22 protein-coding genes are annotated in these 20,928 nt (G+C 69.3%); 14 read left to right on the forward strand and 8 right to left on the reverse strand.

Going from position 1 to position 20,928, the window contains the following annotated elements; all coding sequences use genetic code 11:
* Positions 1–28 precede the first annotated feature (28 nt).
* The 3 genes from ASG29_RS00260 (at position 29) to ASG29_RS16240 (ending at position 2,287) form a co-directional block, all read left to right on the forward strand.
* A complete protein-coding gene (locus ASG29_RS00260) occupies positions 29–520 on the forward strand; it encodes a hypothetical protein (protein WP_055978570.1) in 492 nt (163 codons plus the stop codon).
* Between the two features lie 103 nt (positions 521–623).
* A complete protein-coding gene (locus tag ASG29_RS00265) occupies positions 624–2,117 on the forward strand; it encodes a DEAD/DEAH box helicase (protein ID WP_055978572.1) in 1,494 nt (497 codons plus the stop codon).
* Positions 2,118–2,122: 5 nt separating this feature from the next.
* Positions 2,123–2,287: a DUF1289 domain-containing protein gene (locus tag ASG29_RS16240; protein ID WP_082515530.1), complete on the forward strand. Its 165-nt coding sequence runs from the start codon at positions 2,123–2,125 to the stop codon at positions 2,285–2,287.
* Positions 2,288–2,382: 95 nt separating this feature from the next.
* On the opposite strand, the gene ASG29_RS00270 is transcribed toward ASG29_RS16240, so the two are convergent.
* The 4 genes from ASG29_RS00270 to ASG29_RS00285 all read right to left on the reverse strand — a co-directional run bounded on the left by ASG29_RS00270 (position 2,383) and on the right by ASG29_RS00285 (position 5,052).
* Positions 2,383–2,991 (reverse strand): glutathione S-transferase family protein, encoded by a 609-nt coding sequence (locus tag ASG29_RS00270; RefSeq protein ID WP_055978574.1) that lies wholly within the window; start codon positions 2,989–2,991, stop codon positions 2,383–2,385.
* A gap of 11 nt (positions 2,992–3,002) precedes the next feature.
* On the reverse strand, positions 3,003–3,833 hold the full coding sequence (locus ASG29_RS00275; RefSeq protein WP_055978576.1) for a dienelactone hydrolase family protein: 831 nt from the start codon (positions 3,831–3,833) through the stop codon (positions 3,003–3,005).
* Positions 3,834–4,117: 284 nt separating this feature from the next.
* Entirely contained in the window at positions 4,118–4,489 is a 372-nt protein-coding gene (gene clpS, locus ASG29_RS00280; RefSeq protein ID WP_414883884.1) for an ATP-dependent Clp protease adapter ClpS, read from the reverse strand.
* 113 nt (positions 4,490–4,602) lie between these two features.
* Positions 4,603–5,052 carry a phasin family protein gene (locus tag ASG29_RS00285; RefSeq protein WP_162242912.1) on the reverse strand — a complete coding sequence of 150 codons (450 nt, stop codon included), beginning with the start codon at positions 5,050–5,052 and terminating at the stop codon, positions 4,603–4,605.
* Here ASG29_RS00285 and ASG29_RS16935 point away from each other — a divergent pair.
* Positions 5,036–5,365, forward strand: a complete 330-nt coding sequence (locus ASG29_RS16935; RefSeq protein WP_162242913.1) for a hypothetical protein — start codon at positions 5,036–5,038, stop codon at positions 5,363–5,365. The two genes, ASG29_RS00285 and ASG29_RS16935, sit on opposite strands and share 17 nt — an antisense overlap.
* Here ASG29_RS16935 and ASG29_RS00290 read toward each other — a convergent pair.
* Positions 5,347–7,038 carry a PHA/PHB synthase family protein gene (locus ASG29_RS00290; RefSeq protein ID WP_055978579.1) on the reverse strand — a complete coding sequence of 564 codons (1,692 nt, stop codon included), beginning with the start codon at positions 7,036–7,038 and terminating at the stop codon, positions 5,347–5,349. The two genes, ASG29_RS16935 and ASG29_RS00290, sit on opposite strands and share 19 nt — an antisense overlap.
* Before the next feature lie 92 nt (positions 7,039–7,130).
* On the opposite strand from ASG29_RS00290, the gene ASG29_RS00295 reads away from it, so the two are divergent.
* The gene (locus tag ASG29_RS00295; RefSeq protein WP_055978581.1) at positions 7,131–8,339 is read left to right on the forward strand and encodes an LL-diaminopimelate aminotransferase; all 1,209 of its coding nucleotides are present in this window, start codon (positions 7,131–7,133) and stop codon (positions 8,337–8,339) included.
* A 659-nt stretch (positions 8,340–8,998) separates the two neighbouring features.
* On the opposite strand, the gene ctaD is transcribed toward ASG29_RS00295, so the two are convergent.
* Positions 8,999–10,684, reverse strand: coding sequence for a cytochrome c oxidase subunit I (ctaD, locus tag ASG29_RS00300; RefSeq protein ID WP_055978583.1), 1,686 nt, complete (start codon positions 10,682–10,684; stop codon positions 8,999–9,001).
* A gap of 4 nt (positions 10,685–10,688) precedes the next feature.
* Positions 10,689–11,855 (reverse strand): cytochrome c oxidase subunit II, encoded by a 1,167-nt coding sequence (gene coxB / locus ASG29_RS00305; protein ID WP_235532710.1) that lies wholly within the window; start codon positions 11,853–11,855, stop codon positions 10,689–10,691.
* A gap of 265 nt (positions 11,856–12,120) precedes the next feature.
* On the opposite strand from coxB, the gene pyrE reads away from it, so the two are divergent.
* The 9 genes from pyrE to ASG29_RS00350 all read left to right on the forward strand — a co-directional run bounded on the left by pyrE (position 12,121) and on the right by ASG29_RS00350 (position 19,646).
* Positions 12,121–12,702, forward strand: coding sequence for an orotate phosphoribosyltransferase (gene pyrE / locus ASG29_RS00310; RefSeq protein ID WP_055978587.1), 582 nt, complete (start codon positions 12,121–12,123; stop codon positions 12,700–12,702).
* Positions 12,699–13,754 carry a serine hydrolase domain-containing protein gene (locus tag ASG29_RS00315; RefSeq protein WP_055978589.1) on the forward strand — a complete coding sequence of 352 codons (1,056 nt, stop codon included), beginning with the start codon at positions 12,699–12,701 and terminating at the stop codon, positions 13,752–13,754. The genes pyrE and ASG29_RS00315 overlap by 4 nt, the downstream gene beginning before the upstream one ends.
* On the forward strand, positions 13,751–14,476 hold the full coding sequence (locus ASG29_RS00320) for a pyridoxine 5'-phosphate synthase (RefSeq protein ID WP_055978592.1): 726 nt from the start codon (positions 13,751–13,753) through the stop codon (positions 14,474–14,476). The genes ASG29_RS00315 and ASG29_RS00320 overlap by 4 nt, the downstream gene beginning before the upstream one ends.
* A gap of 37 nt (positions 14,477–14,513) precedes the next feature.
* Complete coding sequence (gene acpS, locus ASG29_RS00325; protein WP_055978595.1) at positions 14,514–14,930, forward strand: holo-ACP synthase; 417 nt, start codon at positions 14,514–14,516, stop codon at positions 14,928–14,930.
* Positions 14,930–15,859, forward strand: coding sequence for a signal peptidase I (lepB, locus tag ASG29_RS00330; protein WP_055978597.1), 930 nt, complete (start codon positions 14,930–14,932; stop codon positions 15,857–15,859). The genes acpS and lepB overlap by 1 nt, the downstream gene beginning before the upstream one ends.
* Positions 15,856–16,938, forward strand: a complete 1,083-nt coding sequence (locus tag ASG29_RS00335) for an AI-2E family transporter (RefSeq protein ID WP_055978598.1) — start codon at positions 15,856–15,858, stop codon at positions 16,936–16,938. The genes lepB and ASG29_RS00335 overlap by 4 nt, the downstream gene beginning before the upstream one ends.
* A 66-nt stretch (positions 16,939–17,004) precedes the next feature.
* Positions 17,005–17,937, forward strand: coding sequence for a hypothetical protein (locus ASG29_RS00340; protein WP_055980589.1), 933 nt, complete (start codon positions 17,005–17,007; stop codon positions 17,935–17,937).
* Positions 17,919–18,437 carry a DUF2141 domain-containing protein gene (locus tag ASG29_RS00345; protein WP_055978600.1) on the forward strand — a complete coding sequence of 173 codons (519 nt, stop codon included), beginning with the start codon at positions 17,919–17,921 and terminating at the stop codon, positions 18,435–18,437. The genes ASG29_RS00340 and ASG29_RS00345 overlap by 19 nt, the downstream gene beginning before the upstream one ends.
* 12 nt (positions 18,438–18,449) lie before the next feature.
* Complete coding sequence (locus tag ASG29_RS00350; protein WP_055978602.1) at positions 18,450–19,646, forward strand: glycosyltransferase; 1,197 nt, start codon at positions 18,450–18,452, stop codon at positions 19,644–19,646.
* Positions 19,647–20,514: 868 nt separating this feature from the next.
* On the opposite strand, the gene ASG29_RS17290 is transcribed toward ASG29_RS00350, so the two are convergent.
* Positions 20,515–20,928 (reverse strand): OmpA family protein (locus tag ASG29_RS17290; protein WP_235532711.1); only part of this gene is annotated, 414 nt, incomplete at its 5' end.

Raw genomic sequence — 20,928 nt, forward strand, 5'->3', positions numbered from 1 at the left:
ACGACTCGCCACATCCTGCCGATCGGTCATGACCATCCGCTTCCTTCCGCTCCTGTTGTCCTGCGTCGCCCCGTGCCTGGTATCGGCGCAGGATCCGCGGTCGCTCGACGGCGTGGAAACGGCGCAGATGCTGTACCACGAACGCATCGTCATCCGCATCCCCCGCGTCCGCCCCGTCCCCCCCGCCGCGATGTCCTCCGCCGGGGCGCGCACCCTGTCCGCCCCCCCCAGCGCCGCGACGCCGGTGTGGATCGAGAAGCGCGCCGCCGATTGCGTCCCCGTCACGGCGTTGACGGGCGCGTCGATCGACCGGTCGGGCGACGTCGACCTGGTCGTCGCCGACGGCCGCCGGCTGCGCGCCAAGCTGGACGACGATTGCCCGACGCTCGATTTCTATTCCGGCTTCTACCTGAAGCGCACCGCCGACGGCCGCATCTGCGCCCGTCGCGATTCGTTGCGGTCGCGGTCGGGCGCCCGATGCGCGATCACCGGATTCCGGACCCTGACCGCGAAGAGATAGAAGCCGGAATCCAAGGCACAGCTTGACTTCGCGCGCGCGATGGGGAAGCGCTGGGATGTGGGAAGTCGCGCCCGGCCGGCTTCCACGCTAACCGGACATTTGCATGAGCTTCGCCGACCTCGGCCTTTCAGACGAACTCCTCCGCGCCGTCGGAGACACCGGCTATACCGAGCCGACGCCGATCCAGGCGAGCGCGATCCCCAGCGTGCTGATGATGCGCGACATGATCGGCATCGCGCAGACGGGGACGGGCAAGACCGCGTCCTTCGTCCTGCCGATGATCGACATCCTGGCGCAGGGACGCAGCAGGGCGCGGATGCCGCGCTCGCTGATCCTGGAGCCGACGCGCGAGCTGGCGGCGCAGGTGGCGGAGAATTTCGTCACCTACGGCAAGTATCACAAGCTCAGCATGGCGTTGCTGATCGGCGGCGTGCAGATGGGCGACCAGGTGAAGGCGCTGGAAAAGGGCGTCGACGTCCTGATCGCGACGCCGGGCCGGTTGATGGACCTGTTCCAGCGCGGCAAGATCCTGCTGACCGGCTGTTCGCTGCTCGTCATCGACGAGGCGGACCGGATGCTCGACATGGGGTTCATCCCCGACATCGAGGAAATCTGCACCAAGCTGCCGGCGCAGCGGCAGACCCTGCTGTTCTCCGCCACCATGCCGCCGCCGATCAAGAAGCTGGCGGACAAGTTCCTGAACAATCCCAAGACGATCGAGGTGGCGCGGCCCGCGTCGACGAACATCAACATCACCCAGTGGGTGGTGCCGGTGAAGAGCGCGTCGGCGGACAAGCGCGCGACGCTGCGCCGGCTGCTGCGGCTGGAGGAGGTGCGCAACGCGATCATCTTCTGCAATCGCAAGACCACGGTGCGCGAACTGAACAAGTCGCTGCGCGGTGACGGTTTCCAGTCGGGCGAGATCCACGGCGACATGGATCAGCCCGCACGGCTGGCCGAGCTGGACCGGTTCAAGAAGGGCGACGTCAACATCCTGGTCGCCAGCGACGTCGCGGCGCGCGGGCTGGACATCAAGGGCGTCAGCCACGTCTTCAACTTCGATGCGCCGTGGCATCCGGACGATTACGTCCACCGCATCGGCCGCACCGGTCGCGCGGGCGCGACGGGCATCGCCTATACGTTCGTCGGGCCGGACGACGTCGAGAATATCGACAATATCGAGAAGCTGACGGGACAGAAGATCCAGCGGCTGGGCGACCTGCCCGCCGAACCGGCGGCGGAGGCCGAGCAAGCGCGGCCGGCGCGTCGTCGTCGCGAGGAGCGGCCCGCACGGGCGGAACGTCCAGCCCGCGAGGAACGTCCCGCCCGCGAGGAGCGGCCGGTGCGCGAGGAGCGGCCGGCCCGTGCCGAGCGGCCCGCCCGCGAGGATCGGCCCGCGCGCGCCGAACGGCCGGTGCGCGAGGAGCGTGACACAACCGTCGAGACGTCGCGTCCGCCCGCCCGCCCCTATGCCCCGTCGCGTGGCGAGGAGCCGCGGCGCGAATATCGCCCGCGCCGCGACGAGCGCGACGACGGCCCCGACGTCGGCTGGAACGGGCCGGTCCCGGACTTCCTGTCGGTGGTGCTGTCGCGCTGACCGCGATGGCGGTCGAGTCGCCCTGTACGTTGGTGTGCACGATCGACCGACGATCGGGGCTGTGCCTCGGTTGTCACCGCACGCTGGACGAGATCGCGCGCTGGGGCGGGGCGACAGACGACGAGCGCAGGGCGATATTGGTGACGGTCGCGGCGCGCGCGAAGGGCTGAGCTGACGATCGTCTGCGTTCGTGACCGATGTGTTCCCGCGACGGCGGGGACCCGGTCTAGGCTCCCGCCTTCGCGGGAGCACGGGGGGTCGGCGCCTACGCCTTCGTCGGCATCAGCGCATCGTCGATCGCGCGCGCCCGCACCCATGCCGGGCGATCCCACAGCCGCGCGAGATAGTCGGTAAACGCCGCGCGCTTCTCCAGCATCCCGAACTGCGTGAACCACCCGACCGCGCTGCCGACGTACACGTCCGCGGCGGTGAAGCGGTCGCCCGCGACATAGGCGGTGCCCGACAAGGCCTGCTCCAGCGTGTCGACCGCCTCCGCGAAGCTGCCGTACCCGACCATCATGCGCCGGTCGGCGGGCACGTCGACGCCCAGCGCCTTGTCCATCATCGCCGATTCCAGCGGTCCGGCGGTGAAGAACATCCACCGGTGATAGGCCGCCCGCTCCGCCGCGGTCGGGGCCAGGCCCGCGTCGGGAAACGCCTCCGCCATATAGGCGCAGATCGCCGCCGCCTCGCTCACGACATGGCCGTCGTGGACGATCGTCGGCACCTTCCCCAGCGGGTTGGCGGCCAGCAAAGCGGCAGGCTTGTCGTCCCAGTCGATCAGCACCGTGTCGTACGGCGCACCGCTTTCCTCCAGCATCCAGCGCGCGATGCGCCCGCGGGACATGGGGTGAGTGTAGAAGGTGAGCGTCATGCCCGCAGCCCCTACAGCGTCTTCAGCAGCACGAGCTGCCGGTCCCACGCGCGTTCCGCCTGTGCGCGGTCGTAGGCGGGGCTGTCGGGCGGGCACCAGCCGTGGTTGGCGGGATAGACCTCGACCTCCGCCGGGCGCTTCGCCGCGGCGAAGGCGGCGCGGACCTTGTCCTTGTCCGTCGGGGCGCGCGCATCGTCGTTCTGCGCGACGGCGATCAGCGCGCGCGCCTTCATCCGCGGCACCAGCCGGTGCGGACTGTCGGGCGAATCGGTGGCGAGGCCCGCGCCGTGGAACGAGGCGATGCCTCGGACGCGATCGGGCCGCGCGACCGCGGTCAGGAACGTCATCGGCCCGCCCATGCAATAGCCGGTCGACCCGACCGCGCGCTTCGCATCGACCTCCTTCTGTCCATCCAGCCAGCGCATGAAGGCGAGCGCGTCGCGGGTCGTGGCCTCGGGCGTGATCGCCTTGCGCCATTCCATCGCCTTCGCCCGCGCATCGGGGAGCGCGGTGAACGGCGTCTTGGTCGAGCGATGGAACTGGTTCACCGCCAGCACCGCATAGCCCGATTCGGCCAGCCGTGTCGCCATACCCTCGAACGCGGGACGGAGGCCCATGATGTCGGGCCAGACGAGGATCGCGGGATGCCGCCCGCTGGCGGGCGCGGCGTAGAACGCCTGCGCCGGGCCGTCGGGCGTCTCGATCGTCACCGCGCGTCCGGTGACGGGGCGCGCGTTCGCCGGGCTGGGCAGCAACGCCGCCATGCTGGCCGCGCTTGCCCCCAGCGCGAAGTCCCGCCGTGAAATCCGGGCGTTGTCGGCATCGGTATCGGCGTCGCACATGATGGCTCTCCTGTCGGGCGAGCCTACAGCGCGGCGCACCGGTGCAGCAAGAGTGCGTATGTGACGGGGACCTCCCGACATTCACCGGCGACGACGTCGAAGAACCGCCGTCATGCCGGGCCCGTCCCGGCATCCACCGCGCCTCGGTCCGCCGCCCGGTTCGGCACACGATCCGCCCGCGGCACGGTGGACCCCGGAACAAGTCCGGGGTGACGGTCGCGGGTGGCGCCGAACCAACCGCATCGTCGCCCCGGTTTGGAACCAATCCCGCAGGATCGGTCAGGCTACGCCTTCTCCAGCGTGCATTGCAGCGGGTGCTGGTTCTGGCGCGCGAAGTCCATGACCTGCGTCACCTTCGTCTCCGCCACCTCGTACGAAAACACGCCGCAGACGCCGACGCCCTTCTGGTGGACGTGCAGCATCACCCGCGTCGCCTCTTCCATGTTCATGCGGAAGAAGCGTTGCAGGCACAGGACGACGAATTCCATCGGCGTGTAATCGTCGTTCAGCATCAGCACGCGATACGGCGTCGGTTTCTTCGTCTTCGACCGCGTGCGCGTGGCGATGCCGACGCCGGTGCGGCCGTCCCCGCCATTGTCGTTATCGTCGCCCGGCATGTCGTCGTCGCCGGCCATCGTGAAGGGATCAGGGTTCATGGGCACGGGGGAAATATGGCAATGCGGGGGGTGAGGGCAAGCGCCGCGCGCACGAAAAAGGGCGACCGCATCGCTGCGGCCGCCCTCCATCGTCCCGAAACGGGGATCGCGCGTTACGCCGCGACCTTCATCTTCTCGGCCGCCAGCGCCATGCGGTTCTGAAGCGGCTTGGCCACATCGCCCGCCAGCTTCAGCGACGCTTCGGTCGAGCGCGACGCCTCGGCCACCAGCATGTCGAACGACGTGCGGAAGTAATCGGCCTGGAGCTTCATCAGCTCGGTCGGCGACTTGACCTGCGCCATCGCCTTCAGCACCTCCGACGTGGCGTCGAACGACTTCTTCGCGAACGCCGCGGCGTCCTGGCCCATCGCCTCGACGCCCTGCGCCGCGATGCGTGCGGCCTCGGCCATCGCCTCGACGTTGCCCTTCTGGAAATCGGCGTAGTCGGCCATCTGGACCTTGCCCTTCTCCATCGCGACCTTCGTCTGCTCGCCGATCTTGGCGACGGTGGCCTTCGTGGTCTCCTGCGCCTTGTCGGCGACGTTCTTGATCGTGTCGTTCATGATGGGCTCCTTTGCGGATGGGGCCGGCGACTCGGCTGGCTTTCGCGCGGCGGCGGGCGCCGCGGTGGCCGGTTTCGTCGCGACCGGCTCGATGGTGGAGGATTCCGCCGTCACGGCGGGCGTCGGGGAAGGAACGGCGCGCGCGGTGCGCGGCTTTGCGGACGCGGCCGACTTGCGCGTGGTGCCGTTGGTCGTGGCCATGCCCTGCTCCTCCCTTGTTGCAGTGCACAATAATCGCGCGAGCGCGGTCGCGCAAGTGTTTTTGTGCAGTGCAACAAAAGCGTCAGGCGGGCGTCACCGCGCCTTCACATAGCGTCCCGGCGCGTCCTCGATCCCCGGCAGCGCGCCCTCCCCCGGTATGCGCGCGCCCGTCGCCGCGACCGTCCGGGCGCCATGCGCGCGCAGCCACTCGATCCAGTCGGGCCACCAGCTGCCCTTCGTCTCGGTCGCGCCCGCGACGAACTCGTCGAGCGACGCGGGCGCGCCCTCGTTCGTCCAATATTGGTATTTCCCCGCGGCGGGCGGATTGACGACCCCCGCGATATGCCCCGATCCGGCGAGGACGAAGCGGGTCGGCCCGCGGAAATGGTCGGTCAGTTTCCACACGCTGCCCGCGGGCGCGATATGATCCTCGCGCCCCGCCTGGATATAGCTGGGCGTCGCGACGGTCGTCAGGTCCAGCGGCGTGCCGTGGATCGACAGCGATCCCGGCTCGACCAGCCGATTGTCGCGATACAGGTCGGTCAGGTACGACAGGTGCCATTTCGCTGGCAGGTTCGTCGTGTCGCCGTTCCAGTGCAGCAGGTCGAAGGCGGTATAATCCTTCCCCAGCAGGTAGTTGTTCGTGACGTAGTTCCAGATCAGGTCGCGCCCGCGCAGCAGGTTGAACGTCGCCGCCATGTACCGCCCGTCGAGGAACCCTTCCGGCGACAGCGCGGCGACCAGTTTCAGCTGCTCGTCGTCGACGAAATGGGTCAGCTCGCCCGCCTGCGCGAAATCGACCTGCGCGGTGAAGAAGGTGGCGCTGGCGACCTTGTCCGCCTCCCCCTTCGCGGTCAGCCACGCCAGCGTCGCGGCAAGCGTCGTGCCCGCGACGCAATAGCCGATCGCGTGGACCGCGGGCACGCCCAGCAGGTCGCGGATCGTGTCCACCGCCTCCACCTGCGCCGCGACGTAATCGTCCCACGTCACGTCCGCCATCGTGGCGTCGGCGGATTTCCAGCTGACCATGAACACGGTCACGCCCTGTTCCACCGCCCAGCGGATGAAGCTCTTCTCCGGCGTCAGGTCCAGGATGTAGAAGCGGTTGATCCAGGGCGGGAAGATCACGAGCGGGGTCGCGAGCACCGTGTCCGTCGCCGGCGCATATTGGATCAGTTCGTACAGCGGCGTGCGCTTCACCACCTTCCCCGGGGTCGTCGCCAGGTTGCGCCCGACCTCGAACGCGTCGGGATCGGTGTGGGTCAGCTGCCCCTTGCCGATGTCGGTCAGCATCTTCTGCATCCCGTCGATCAGGTTCTGCCCCCTGGTCTGCACCGTCCGCTCGATCACTTCCGGGTTCGTGAAGGCGAAGTTGGACGGGCTGGCCGCGTCGATGAACCCCTTCGCCGCGAAGCGCAGCTGCGTCCGCGTCTTTTCGTCCACCCCCTCGATCCGGTCGACGCCGCGCAGGAGGTGGTCGGCCATCAGCGCGTAGCTTTGCCGGATCCATGCGAAATACGGGTTGTCGCGCCACGCGTCGGCGCTGAAGCGGCGATCCTTTTCGGGCGGCTGCTCTCCCGGCTCCCGCGGCTTCGTCACACGGTCCCACAGCGCGAGCTGGTCGCTCCAGAAATCCCTGACCTGCCTGGCCGCGGGCGTTTCGGCACCGGGCAGCGCGGCGGCGGCGTCCAGACCCGCCTCCAGCATCATCTGCTGCGTGCGGCCCATCAGCCAGGTCCAGTGCTGGAGCTCCTTCAGGTCCGGCGCGGGTGGCGTGTCGGTCATGGCGGCATCCTCTCGTGGCGGCGAGCAATAGCGCGGGTTCCGCGTCCGCGCCATGTCGGTTAAGGACGGGCATCCGATCGCGAGGTTTTCCGGTGTCCGACGAATTCTACCGCATGAAGCGCCTGCCCCCCTATGTCATCGCGGAGGTCAATGCGATGCGGGCACAGGCGCGCAGCGGTGGCGAGGATATCATCGACCTGGGCATGGGCAATCCCGACCTGCCCCCGCCCGAGCACGTGATCGAGAAGCTGGTCGAGGTCGCGCGCAAGCCCGACGCGCACGGCTATTCCGCGTCGCGCGGCATCCCGGGGCTGCGCCGCGCGCAGGCGAATTACTACGCCCGGCGGTTCGGCGTGGACGTCGATCCCGAAACCGAGGTCGTCGTGACGATGGGGTCGAAGGAGGGGCTGGCCAGCCTCGCCACCGCGATCACCGCGCCGGGCGACGTCGTGCTGGCGCCCAACCCGTCCTATCCCATCCACACGTTCGGATTCATCATCGCCGGCGCCACGATCCGCGCGGTGCCGACGACGCCGGACGAACATTACTGGGAAAGCCTCGACCGCGCGATCGCCTTCACGGTGCCGCGGCCGTCGATCCTGGTCGTCAATTATCCGTCGAACCCGACCGCGGAAACCGTCGACCTCGCCTTCTACGAACGGCTCGTCGCCTGGGCGCGGGAGAACAAGGTATGGGTCCTGTCGGACCTCGCCTATTCCGAGCTGTATTTCGACGGGAAGCCGACGGTGTCGATCCTCCAGGTCCCCGGCGCGAAGGACGTCGCGATCGAGTTCACGTCGCTGTCGAAGACCTATTCCATGGCCGGGTGGCGGATGGGGTTCGCGGTCGGGAATGCGAAACTGATCGCGGCGATGACGCGGGTGAAATCCTACCTCGATTACGGAGCCTTCACGCCGATCCAGGCGGCCGCCTGCGCCGCGCTGAACGGGCCGCAGGATATCGTGGAGAAGAACCGGCAGCTGTACCACAAGCGCCGCGACGTGCTGGTCGAAAGCTTCGGCCGCGCAGGCTGGGACATCCCCGCCCCGCCCGCATCCATGTTCGCCTGGGCCCCCCTGCCGCCCGCGTCGCGGCATCTGGGCTCGCTGGAATTCAGCAAGCAGTTGCTGACCCACGCGAAGGTCGCGGTCGCTCCCGGCGTCGGTTATGGGGAGAACGGCGAGGGATTCGTGCGGATCGCGATGGTCGAGAACGAACAGCGGCTGCGCCAGGCGGCGCGCAACGTGAAGCGGTACCTGCAATCGATGGGCGTCAATACGCCGGGGAAGGCGGCGGGCTGATCGCGCGAAAGGTCGCATAAGGTCGCAGGGTCTGGGGGTGTGCGTTTGTTCGGCTCCTCTCGAACAATGATGATCGCCGCGGCGATAGCACGAGCGCTCGGAAGTAGGACAGCGCCCTCCCCTTCCGTCATGCCGGGCTGGTCCCGGCATCCGCCCGACCACAGACTCTCAGGCCGGATTATCCGCGGCACGGTGGATGCCAGGACCAGCCCGGCATGACGAGGTGCTTTGCCCCTTCGCGCTCAACACACCTCCGCCGTCACCCCGGACCTGATCCGGGGGCCATCGTGCCGCGAGCGGGACGCGTCGTTGGCGGGGGTCGCGGATGAGGCGCGATGGACCCCGGCGCGAAGGCCGGGGTGACGACGGGGATGCCGCGGGCCTGGCAGGAGAAACGGTCCGTCATGCCGCATCCACCTCACCGCGCAATCGCGAACCCGAAAGGGGATGGCCCGTCATGCCGGACTCGTTCGCCCATTCGGACCAGGCCACCTTGTGTCCCCGCGAAGGCGGGGACCCAGTCTGGGCTCCCGCCTTCGGGGGAGCACAAGGGCACGCCGCTGCCGAGGGACGGCGCCGAGGCGGCCAACCATCCTTGCAAACGAAAACGCCCGGCAGCTTCCGCTACCGAGCGCTTCGCATCACTGACGATCAGCCGATCAATGGTGGTCGGCGTCGATCTTCGGCAGCGTTTCGAACTGGTGGAACGGCGGCGGGCTGGACAGCGTCCATTCCAGCGTCGTCGCGCCTTCACCCCAGGGGCTGTCGCCCGCCTTCTTGCCCGCGATCAGCGACCAGACGACGTTGACGAAGAAGATCGCCATGCCCGCCGCCATCATCATGTAGCCGACGGTCGCGACATAGTTCCAGTGCGCAAACGCGTCCGGATAGTCGGGGTAGCGCCGTGGCATACCCTGGAGGCCCAGGAAGTGCATCGGGAAGAACAGGACGTTCACGCCGACGAAGAAGACCCAGAAGTGCAGCTGGCCCAGGAATTCGTTCAGCATCTTCCCCGACATCTTCGGGAACCAGTAGGTGAAGCCCGCGAACAGCGAGAACACCGCGCCCAGCGACAGGACGTAGTGGAAGTGCGCCACCACGTAATAGGTGTCCTGCATGTAATCGTCGACGCCGCCGTTGGCGAGGACGACGCCGGTCACGCCGCCGACGGTGAACATGAAGATGAAGCCGATCGACCACACCATCGGCGTCTTGAACGTCAGCGAGCCTCCCCACATCGTCGCGATCCAGCTGAAGATCTTGATGCCGGTGGGCACCGCGATCACCATCGTCGCGGCGGTGAAGTACATCTTCACGTTCACGCTCATGCCCGTCGTGAACATGTGGTGCGCCCACACGACGAAGCCGACGACGCCGATCGCGACCATGGCATAGGCCATGCCGAGATAGCCGAAGACGGGCTTGCGGCTGAACGTCGAGATGATCTGGCTGACGATGCCGAAGCCCGGCAGGATCATGATGTAGACCTCCGGATGCCCGAAGAACCAGAACAGATGCTGGTACAGGATCGGATCGCCGCCGCCCGCGGGATCGTAGAAGGTCGTGCCGAAGTTGCGGTCGGTCAGCAGCATCGTGATCGCGGCGGCCAGCACCGGCAGCGCCAGCAACAGCAGGAACGCGGTAACCAGCACCGACCAGACGAACAGCGGCATCTTGTGCAGGGTCATGCCCGGCGCGCGCATGTTGAAGATGGTGGTGATGAAGTTGATCGCGCCCAGGATCGACGACGCGCCCGCGAGGTGGAGCGACAGGATCGCCATGTCCACGCTCGGCCCCGGCTCGCCATAGGTCGACAGCGGAGCGTAGACGGTCCAGCCCGTGCCCGCGCCGCCGAAGAAGGGCGAGGCCAGCAACAGGGTGAACGCGGGGACCAGCAGCCAGAAGCTGATGTTGTTCATCCGCGGGAACGCCATGTCCGGCGCCCCGATCATGATCGGCACGAACCAGTTGCCGAAGCCGCCGATCATCGCGGGCATGACCATGAAGAAGACCATGATGAGGCCGTGCGCGGTCACGAGCACGTTCCACAGGTGCAGCGCCTGGTCGAACGACTGCGCCGTCCCGCCGTGAAGCGCCGCCGCCCAGGTCGGCAGATACTGGATGCCCGGATGCATCAGCTCCGCGCGCATCAGGCCGGAGATGCCGCCCCCGATGATCCCCGCGACGATCGCGAAGATCAGGTACAGCGTGCCGATATCCTTGTGGTTCGTCGACATGAACCAGCGCGCGAAGAACGCGGGTTTGTGGTCCGCGTGCGCATCGTGATGGCCGTGGCCATGGTCGTGCGCCTCGAAGGCTGACGGGTGGAGCGCGGTGTCGGTCATGGTCTTAGCGTCCGCTGTCGCCGAGGCCGCCGGGATTGCCGGTGGCCCCCTGCGGGGAAGTGGGGGAAACGGCGGTGCCGTTCACGGTCGGGCCGGTCATGTTGTCGACGATCGCCGCCTCGCCCGCGACGCCGGCGGCATTGTCGCTGCCCGGCTGCGGGATCACCGCGTCGCTGGCCTTGCCCGGGGTCGGCATCGAGCCGCCCTTGGCACGGACCCAGGCCGCGAACTGCGCCGGGCTGACCGCCTCGACCGCGATCGGCATGTACGCGTGGCGCGCGCCGCACAGCTCGGAGCACTGGCCGTAATAGACGCCCGGCTTGTCGATCGTGAAGCTGGTCTCGTTCAGGCGGCCGGGCACCGCGTCGAGCTTGATCCAGAAGGCGGGGACCGCCCAGCTGTGGATCACGTCGTTGGCGGTGGTGATGAGACGAATCGGCACGCCCACGGGCAGGACGATGCGATTGTCCGTCGCCATCAGGCGCGGGCCGTCGGCGTCGGTGCGCGACCGCTCGCCCGCGGCGACCTCGCCCTTTTCCTTCAGCATGTTGGCGGTGATCTCGATCCCGCCGTGGTCGGGATATTGATAGCTCCAGAACCACTGGTTGCCGATCGCCTTCAGCGTCACGGCGCCCGCGGGGGCGGGCTTGAACTGCGCCGACAGCAGCCCGATCGAGGGCACCGCGATGGCGACCAGGATCAGGACCGGGGCCAATGTCCACACCACCTCGATCGCGGTGTTGTGGCTGGTCTTGCTCGGCACCGGGTTCGCCGCCGCGCGATAGCGGATGACGACCCACACCAGCAGCGCGAGCACGAACAGGGAGATGATCGTGATGAGCGGGAACAGGATCTTGTCGTGGAACCAGTGCGCGCGCTGGCCATTTTTCGTGACCTGCGGCTGGATGCCGATCAGCCGGTCGACCGGCTGGCCGATGCCCGCGACCGGCGCCAGCGCGGGCGCCCCGTCCATCGCGGTGGCGGACGACGATGCGGCGGCCGGATCGGCGGCACGAAGCCCGGCAGGGGCGCCCGGCTGCGCGACGGCGGCGGTCGAGACCGGCGACGCGGCGGCAGATGGGGCGGCCGACGGCGCGACCGCCGCCGGTTGCGCGGCGATGGCCGCGCTGCCCGCTCCCGCGATGCCGGCGAGCGCGAGCCCTGCCGCCATCACCCAACCCTTGATCCCCGTCGTCAGCATCTTCTTCCCGTCATCCCCGGCCCGACCGCGTCCGCGGGCCTTCTGTCGAAACCCGCCCCTGCGCGCACGATCGTGCGCGTCGGGCCGCCGCGGTCGTCGCGACCCATGATCCCGGCCTATACGCATCGTGCCACCCCGCCTCAAGGGGCCTAAAATGATGCGCGTTTCATTGCACCCATGGCCCACGCTGCTACAGCCGCGGACGATCAGGAGGACGATGCGCGTGAGCGACCCCATGACCGACGACGAGGTCCTTGCCGAATTCCGCGCCGCCGATGCGCTGCTGGAAGGACATTTCATCCTGTCGTCGGGGCTGCGTTCGTCGCGTTACCTGCAATGCGCGCGCGTGCTGATGGACCCGCGCCGGGGCGCGCGGCTGGCCGCGGCGCTGGCGGCGCGCATCCCGGCGGACCTGCGCGACCGGATCACCGCGGTCGTCGGCCCCGCGATGGGCGGCGTGATCGCGGGGCACGAGATGGCGCGCGCGCTGGGCGTGGAGGCGATGTTCGTCGAGCGACCGACCGGCACGTTCGAACTGCGCCGCGGGTTCCGGCTGTCCGCCGGTCAGGCGGTGCTGATGATGGAGGACGTGGTCACCACCGGCCTGTCGGGGCACGAGGCGATTCGCGCGATCGAGGCGGCGGGCGGGCGCGTGATCGCCGCCGCGGCGCTGGTCGACCGGTCGAACGGCGCGGCCGACCTGGGCGTGCCGTTCTTCCCGCTGATCCGGCTGGACGTCCCCACCTTCTCCGCCGACGCGCTGCCGCCCGAACTGGCGGCGATCCCCGCGGTGAAGCCGGGAAGCCGCGCGGCGTGATCCCTGTCCTGGCCGCCGCGGCGCTGGTCGCCAACACCCCCGCGCCGCCCCCCGCCGCCGAGCAGGACGCCGCCGTGCGCGTGTTCCGCGCGGCGCAGGCGGCGGAGGCGCGGGGCTTTCGCGGCGAAGTACTCGTCGGTTTCCGGACGTGGATGTCGGACACCAATCATCCCGCGTCGGACGCCGTGCGGCGGTGGCGCTGGGCCTCGGTGACGAAGCAGGTCGTCGCGACGCTGGTGATGCAGCAGGTTGCGGCCGGACGGATCGCGCTCGATGCGCCGCTGACGCGCTACCTGCCCGGCTGGCGCAGCCCCAATGCGGGCGCGATCACGGTACGATATCTGTTGCGGCACCAGAGCGGCCTGCCCGATCCCGACGATACCGCCGCGGTGGACGGCGTACCCGGTTACTATACCGCAGGCTATCGCGGCAGCCGCGATCCGCTGACCGGCTATTGCGCCGGACCGGTCAAGGGGCCGGCGGGCGCGCGATGGGCCTATAACAATTGCGACTATATCGTCGCCGGTGCGCTGCTGCGCGCGGTGACGGGGCGCGACTGGCAGGCGCTGGTCGCGGAACGCATCGTCGCGCCCCACGGCCTGACCGCGACCGGCGCGTACCCCGCGCGCGTCGCGACCGTACCCGGCACGATCGACGGAAAGCCGGAACCGCAAATCGCGATCGAGGCGTTCGACGCGGCGGGCGGGCTGTACGGCACCGCGGCGGACCTGTGGCGGTTCGACCGCGCGCTGATGACCGGTGCGCTGCTGCCCGAAGCGACACGCGCCGAGATGTGGGACGGGCAGCCCGCGCTGGGATCGATCGCGCTCGGCCAATGGTCCTTCACCGCCCCGCTGAAAGGCTGCACCGCCCCCGTGCGCGTCGTCGAGCGGCGCGGCGAGATCGGCGGCGTCGGCGTGCGCAATTTCATCCTGCCCGAACGGGATCGCGTCCTGATCGTCTTCACCGACAGGGGCGGCCAGGATTTCGGCGAAGTGTGGCAGGGCAAGGGCCTGAGCCACGACCTCCTTTCCGCGGCGGCCTGCGCATGACCCTCAGGCTCGGCGTCAACATCGACCACGTCGCCACCGTGCGCAACGCGCGCGGCGGGGCGTTGCCCGATCCGGTGCGCGCGGCGGAGCTGGCGGTGCGCGGCGGGGCGGACGGGATCACCGCACACCTGCGCGAGGACCGGCGTCACATCACCGACGTCGACATCGCGCGGCTCGCCGACGTGCTGTCGGTGCCGCTGAACCTGGAGATGGCGGCGACGGACGAGATGCTCGCCATCGCGCTGCGCCACCGCCCGCATGCCGCGTGCATCGTGCCCGAGAAGCGCGAGGAGCGCACGACCGAGGGCGGGCTGGACGCCGCGGGGCAGCACAATGTCCTGGCCCCGATGGTGCGCGAACTGGCCGGTGCGCGCATCCGCGTGTCGCTGTTCATCGAGCCGTCGGCGGAGCAGGTCGCCGCCGCGGTGTCGCTGCGCGCGCCGGTGGTGGAGCTGCACACCGGGCGCTACGCCGACCTGTCGGGCGAGGAGCGCGTCGAGGAACTGCGCCGCCTGTCCGATGCCGCCGCGCTGGCGGCGAAGAACGGGATCGAGGTCCACATGGGCCACGGCCTGACCTACGACAACGTCGCCCCCATCGCCGCCATCCCGCAGGTGAGGGAGCTGAACATCGGGCATTTCCTGATCGGCGAGGCGATCTTCACCGGGCTGGAGGATGCGGTGCGGCGGATGAAGGGGTTGATGGAGGCGGCGCGTGGGTGATCGCATAATCCTCCCCGAGCGAGCTCGGGGAGGATTTATGATCCTCGGCCTGGGCTCCGACCTGTGCAACATCGAGCGGATCCAGGCGTCGCTCGACCGGTTCGGCGCGCGGTTCGAAAACCGCGTCTTCACCGATGTCGAGCGCGCGAAGGGCGAACGGCGGCCGTTCACGAAGGCGGGGACATTGGCCAAGCGCTTCGCCGCGAAGGAGGCGTTCAGCAAGGCGGTGGGCACGGGATTCAAGCGCGGCGTGTTCATGAAGGACATCGGCGTCGTCAACGCCCCCTCCGGCGCGCCGACGCTGGCGCTGACGGGCGGGGCGAAGGCGAGGCTCGACGCGATGGTGCCGAGCGGCTACGCCGCACGCATCCACCTCACCTTGACCGACGACCATCCCTGGGCACAGGCGTTCGTCGTGATCGAGGCACTTCCCCTCGACCGGATTGACCCGTGATGGCCGACGACCTTGCCCTCACCCGCGACGACGCCACCCCCGCCGCCGCCACGCCCGGCTTCGACTGGTGGGGGGAGGTGAAGGGCCTGTTCTGGCTGCTGCTGGCGGTGCTGGGCTTCCACAGCTTCATCGCCAAGCCGTTCTACATCCCCAGCGAATCGATGCTCCCCGGCCTGATGGTCGGCGACCGGCTGGTCGTCAGCAAGTTCGCCTACGGCTGGTCGTTCGTCTCGCCGACGATCCCGAATCCGGTCGCGATCGTGGAGGATATCGTCTTCCGCCGCCCGGTCGACACCTGGGCGGTGCAATTGCCGTTCCGCGAGGGGCGGCTGTGGGGGTCGGTGCCCGAACGCGGCGACGTCGTCATCGTCACGCCGCCGGGGCAGAACAGCGATTATATCAAGCGCGTCATCGGCCTGCCCGGCGATACGATCGCGGTGCGCGGCGGGACCGTGATCCTGAACGGCAAGGCGGTGGCGCGGGGGCGCGTCCATTTCCGCGACCTGCCCGTCGACGCCAACGCCACGTGCGATCCCGCGCAATATCCCGGCGCGCGCATCACGCGCCCCGACGGCACGCTCGCCTGTCGCCTGCCGATCGTGACCGAGACGCTGCCCAACGGCCGACGCTACGACACCGTCGATCTGGAGCCGGACAGCCCCGGCGACGTCTACGGCCCGATCGCGATCCCCGCGGGCCACGTCTTCCTGATGGGCGACAATCGCGACCGGTCGGCGGACAGCCGCTTCAAGCTGGGCGGGTTCGAGCGCGGGCTGGGCGGGCCGGTGCCGGTCGAGAATATCGGCGGGCGCGCGGAATTCATCACCTTCTCGGTCGACGGATCGACCACGCTGAACCCGCTCACCTGGTTCCGGTCGCTGCGCGGCGGGCGCGCGGGCACGTCGCTCCATCCCGAGGAGGTGCGATGACCGCGCCCGCGCCCGACCGCGTCCACGTGATCGCGGGGGCCAGCCCGCACGAGGTGCGCGATCCCGAAATCCGGCAGGAGATCAAGCGCGCGTCGGTCTGGCTCGGCATGGCCTGCGCCATCGCGCTGGTCGTCCTGCTGGTGCAGCCGTTGCTCATCATCTTCGCCGGGCTGGTCTTCGCCGCGATGCTGGACGGCGGCGTCCGGCTGCTGGGCCGCGTGCTGCCGATCGCGCGCGCGTGGCGGCTGCTGATCGTCGTCGTCCTGACGATCGCCTTCCTCGTCGGCACCTTCTGGGTCGCGGGCGTGCAGATCACCGAGCAGGTGACGCAATTGCGCACGACCGTGGAGACGCAGGCGATGCGCGTCACCGGCTGGCTGTCCGCGCAGGGGCTGATGCCCGGCGCGTCGGACGTGTCGGGACTGGCGAAGCAGGCATTGTCGTCGGTCGGGCGGCTGACGTCGTGGGTCGGATCGGCGCTGGGCGCGCTGACGACGATGTTCATGATCCTCGTCATCGGGCTGTTCGTCGCGATGGACCCGGGCCTGTACAATCGCGGCGTGCAATGGATGGTCCCGCGCGCCAACCGCGTCGAATTCGCCGTGACGGTGCAGCGGATGGGGCGCACGATGCGCCGGCTGCTGGCGGGGCGGCTGCTGGGGATGGCGGCGGAGGGGCTGCTGACCTTCCTCGCGCTGATGCTGGGGGGCGTGCCGATGGCGCTGATCCTGGGCATCCTGACCGGGCTGCTGGCCTTCATCCCCAACATCGGCGCGTTCGTGTCGGGCGCGCTGATGATCGCGGTCGGTTTTTCCGCGGGGTACGACACCGGCATCTGGGCGATCGCCACCTATATCGTCGTGCAGGGGTTCGACGGCTACGTCCTGATCCCGATGGTGGCGAAGCGCACCGTGGACCTGCCGCCCGCGTTGACGCTGGGCACGCAGATCCTCGCCAGCGCATTGCTGGGGATCATGGGCCTCGCGCTCGCCGACCCGATGACCGCGCTGGTCAAGACCGCGATGGAGCGCCGTGCCGAGAATGTGGAGGATGGGGACGACGGCGACGGTACCGCCTGACCCCCGGTCCGTGGCGGGGGATTGGCGCGCGGCCCGCGACGCTGCTACGCCGTGCGACCGCATCCGATGACCGCGCCCTCCCCTCCCCCCGCGCCGCTGGCGCTCGACGCGCTGGAGCCGATCGCGTCGCTTCGCCGGCGCTGGCCGGTGTTGCTGGGCGCGTTGCTGTCGCTGGCGATGATCGCGGGGCTGGTCCACGAACTGTTCGACCACGGTTTCTCCGGCCTGTCGCGCGCGGTGCCGCACAGTCCGTGGTTCTACCTGTTCTTCCTCGCCACCTATTTCGCGCTGCCCGTCGCGGACCTCGTCATCTTTCGCCGCCTGTGGCGGATTCCGTTCAGTGCCTTCGGCGCGCTGAACCGGAAACGGATCACGAACGACGTCCTGATCGGCTATACCGGCGACGCCTATTTCTACGCCTGGGCGCGCGCGCGGCTGAAGATGGTGGCCGCGCCGTTCGGGGCGGTGAAGGACGTCAGCATCGTGTCGGGCATCGCGGGCAATGCCACCACCATCCTGCTCGCCGCGGTCGCGCTGCCGCTGGGATGGGACCTGATGCAGCCGGGGCTGCGCTCGACGATCCTGTGGTCGCTGACGATCCCCCTGGGCGTGTCGGCGATCGTCCTGGTCTTCTCGCGCCGCGTCTTCTCGCTGCCGCGGCGGCAATTGCTCTTCATCTTCTGGATCGACGTCCTGCGGCTGGTCTTCGTCGGCGTCACCCTCGCGCTGGCCTGGGCCGCGGCGATGCCCAGCGTGGCGCCGGGGATGTGGCTGTTCCTCGTCGCCGGGCGCCAGGTCGTCTCGCGCCTGCCCCTGCTGCCCAACAAAGACCTGCTTTTCGCCAACTTCGCGATCCTGGTCATCGGGCAGGATCGCACCTTGTCGGACCTGATGGCGTTCACGGCGGGGTCAACCCTGCTGCTGCATCTGCTGCTGATCGCGGGGTTCGGCATCGCGCAGGGCGTGGAAAGGATGACGGCATGGCGACGGCCGCACTGAGGATCGCGAGCATGGCGGCGCTGCTGCTGGCCCCCGCCGCGTCGGCGCAGGTGCTGGGCGCGGATGCCGCCGCCTGTACCGGCGGACAGGGTCCCGCGATCCAGGCCAGCGTGCTGGGCCTGAAGGATCGCAAGGGCACGTTGAAGCTGGAACTGTACCCCGCGAACGAGGACGACTTCCTGGCGGGGGACAAGGCGTTGCTGGCCGCGGGCAAGACGTTCCGCCGCATCACCGTCGCGGCGTCCGCGGCGGCCACCCCCGTCATCTGCCTGCGCGTGCCGCGGCCGGGGCGCTACGCGCTGTTCCTGGGCCACGACCGCGACGGGAAGAACAAGTTCAATTTCTGGAGCGACGGCGCGGGCTTCCCCGGCAACGGCAAGCTCGGGCGGTCGCGCCCGAAGCTGGTCGAGGCGCTGATCGACGTCGGGCCGGGCGTCACCACCACCAGCATCCGGGTGCAATATCTGCGCGGGCTGGGCGGCTTCGCGCCGCTGGAATAAGGGACAGGCACGATGCGGATCGTCGACGTCAACGAATTCTACAGCCCCACCGGCGGGGGCGTGCGGACCTATATCGACCGGAAACTGTCGGTCATGGCGGCGCTGGGGCACCAGCAGATCGTCATCGCCTGCGGCCGCGAGGATCGCGTCGAGGAGCGGCCCGGCGGCGGCACCGTCATCTACGTCAAGTCGCCGGTGTTGCCGTTCGATTCCAACTACGGCCTGTTCCGCGATCCCGCGCCCGTCCACGCATGGCTCGACCGGTTGCAGCCCGACGTGGTCGAGAACGTCTCGCCCTGGCGCTCCGCCTCGATCGTCGCCGACTGGCAGGGACCCGCGATGAAGGCGTGGTTCATGCACAACGACAATATGGAGGCCTATCCGAAACGCTGGCTGGGCCGTGTGATGTCGGAAGGCGCGATCGAGCGGACATTCGGCTGGTACGACCGCTTCATGGCGCGGCGGCTGGCGCCGTTCGACACCGTCGTCACGAACGGCCCGATCCTGACCGAGCGGCTGCGCGCGCGCGGCGTGCGCGTCGATGCGACGATGACGCTGGGGATCGAGCGGCACCACTTTTCGCCTTCGCTGCGCAGCGAGCCGTTGCGCCGCGCGATGCTGGAGCAATGCGGGCTGCCGGACGACGCGCACCTGCTGATCGGGATCGGGCGCCATCATCCGGAAAAGCAGTGGCCCGTCGTGATCGACGCGGTGCGCCGCGCGGGCGCGAAGCTGCCCGTGGGACTGATGCTGCTGGGGCTGGGCACCGATACGCGCACGCTGGAACGCCATATCGCGCAGAGCCCGCACGTCCGCCTGTTCCGTCCCGTGTACGACCGCGCGCAGCTGGCGACGATCATGGCGAGCGCGGACGCGTTCATCCACGGCGGGTGGAGCGAGCCGTTCGGGCTGGTGGCGTCGGAGGCGCTGGCCTCGGGCCTGCCGCTGATCGTGCCCGACCGCGGCGGGGCGGCGGCGGTAGCGCGGCCCGAATATGCCGAAACCTATCGCGGCGGCGACGCCTATGCCGCGGCGAGCGCGATCGTCCGCCTGCTCGGCCGCGACCGCGCACTGGTCCGCCGCGCGGCGGGCGTGGCGGCGGGCAAGGTGCGCAGCGACCGCGACCATGCCGAGGCGCTGGTCGCGCATTACCAGGCGGTGATCGATGCGAAGCGCGCCGGGGGAGTCGGGAACATCGCCTGGGGATGACGGCCTGACGCGCCCAAAGGGTCGGCATCGGCATCCGGGACGCCTGTCAACCGCGGGTCGCCTGTCGATGAATCAGCCGCGATCCCCGGACTGGTGGGATGCGATCCCTTTTGGACACTGACCGCTCGGGCGGAAAGCGGGGTCCGGCGGCGCAGCGCCGCTGACCGGCCGCTGCCTCGCGCTCCCGAGGCCGGATCTACATTCAGGTGCCGGGGTAAGATGCTCGCACGACGCCGCGAAGGCATCGAGATTCGCGCGGAATGCGAGAGCGGTGGGTGACGTAGCGCGGCAGTGTCTTTTCATCCCAGCAGCGAGGTCAGGCTGGGCGTAATCGGCTACGGCGTGAGCCCGGCACACGCCAGCCCTGCTGTCACCCGCGCCTCGGCGCGATCCAACCACTTCCTTCGTCGCTGCTGCGCGCGACCATTGTGCGCCGGCACACTGAATGCCGATCCGCTTTCGGTCGCCGACCGGACCCCGCGTCGACACAGGGTCGATCGGGATTGATCGCCGACGGGTCGCACCGTGGGAGGTCGGGAGGGGGGCGGCAGACGAAGCCGACCGTGGCGAGAGACTGGCCCCGCGAAGGCGTCGATGGCGGTGTCGCGCCCATCGGTGGGACGCCACGAAAGGTCGCGCAAAGCGATCGAGGCCGGCCGATCCAGTGGACCAGTCCGCGGATCGGGTGTCCCCGAACCGATACTCCGACCGGACACGTCATCCGCCCGACGTCGTGGCGGTCGCCATCGGCGCGGCGATCCGCGAACGCGATCCCAGCTCTTCACCCGGTCGTCCACCGTCCGCGCACAAAAGAAAAGGGAGGCCGGCTTTCGCCGACCTCCCCTCATTACCTCGCGGTAACGATCCCTTACTGACCCGCGCCGGGGCCGTAGGTGATTTCCACGCGACGGTTCTGGACCTCGCGGACGCCATCGGCGGTGTCCACGCGCGGACGGCTCTCGCCGAACGCCTCGGTCGAGATGTTCGTCTCGGCAACGGCCTTCGAGACCAGGTAAGCCTTGGTCGCGTCGGCGCGGCGCTGCGACAGCCCCACGTTGTACGAGGCCGAACCCGAACGGTCGGCGTGACCCGCCAGCATGACCTGCGCGTTGTTGCAGGTCTGGTACTGGGTGACGGCGTTGTCGAGGATCGACGCGGCCTCCGGGGTGATGTCCGACTTGTCCCATTCGAAGAACACGATGAACGGACCCGGCGAGCAGACCACCTCGGGCGGAGGCGGCGGCGGCGGCGGGGGAGGCGGCGGCGGCGGCGGCGGCGGCGG

This window comes from Sphingomonas sp. Leaf412 (assembly GCF_001425405.1).
Classification (GTDB): Bacteria; Pseudomonadota; Alphaproteobacteria; order Sphingomonadales; family Sphingomonadaceae; genus Sphingomonas.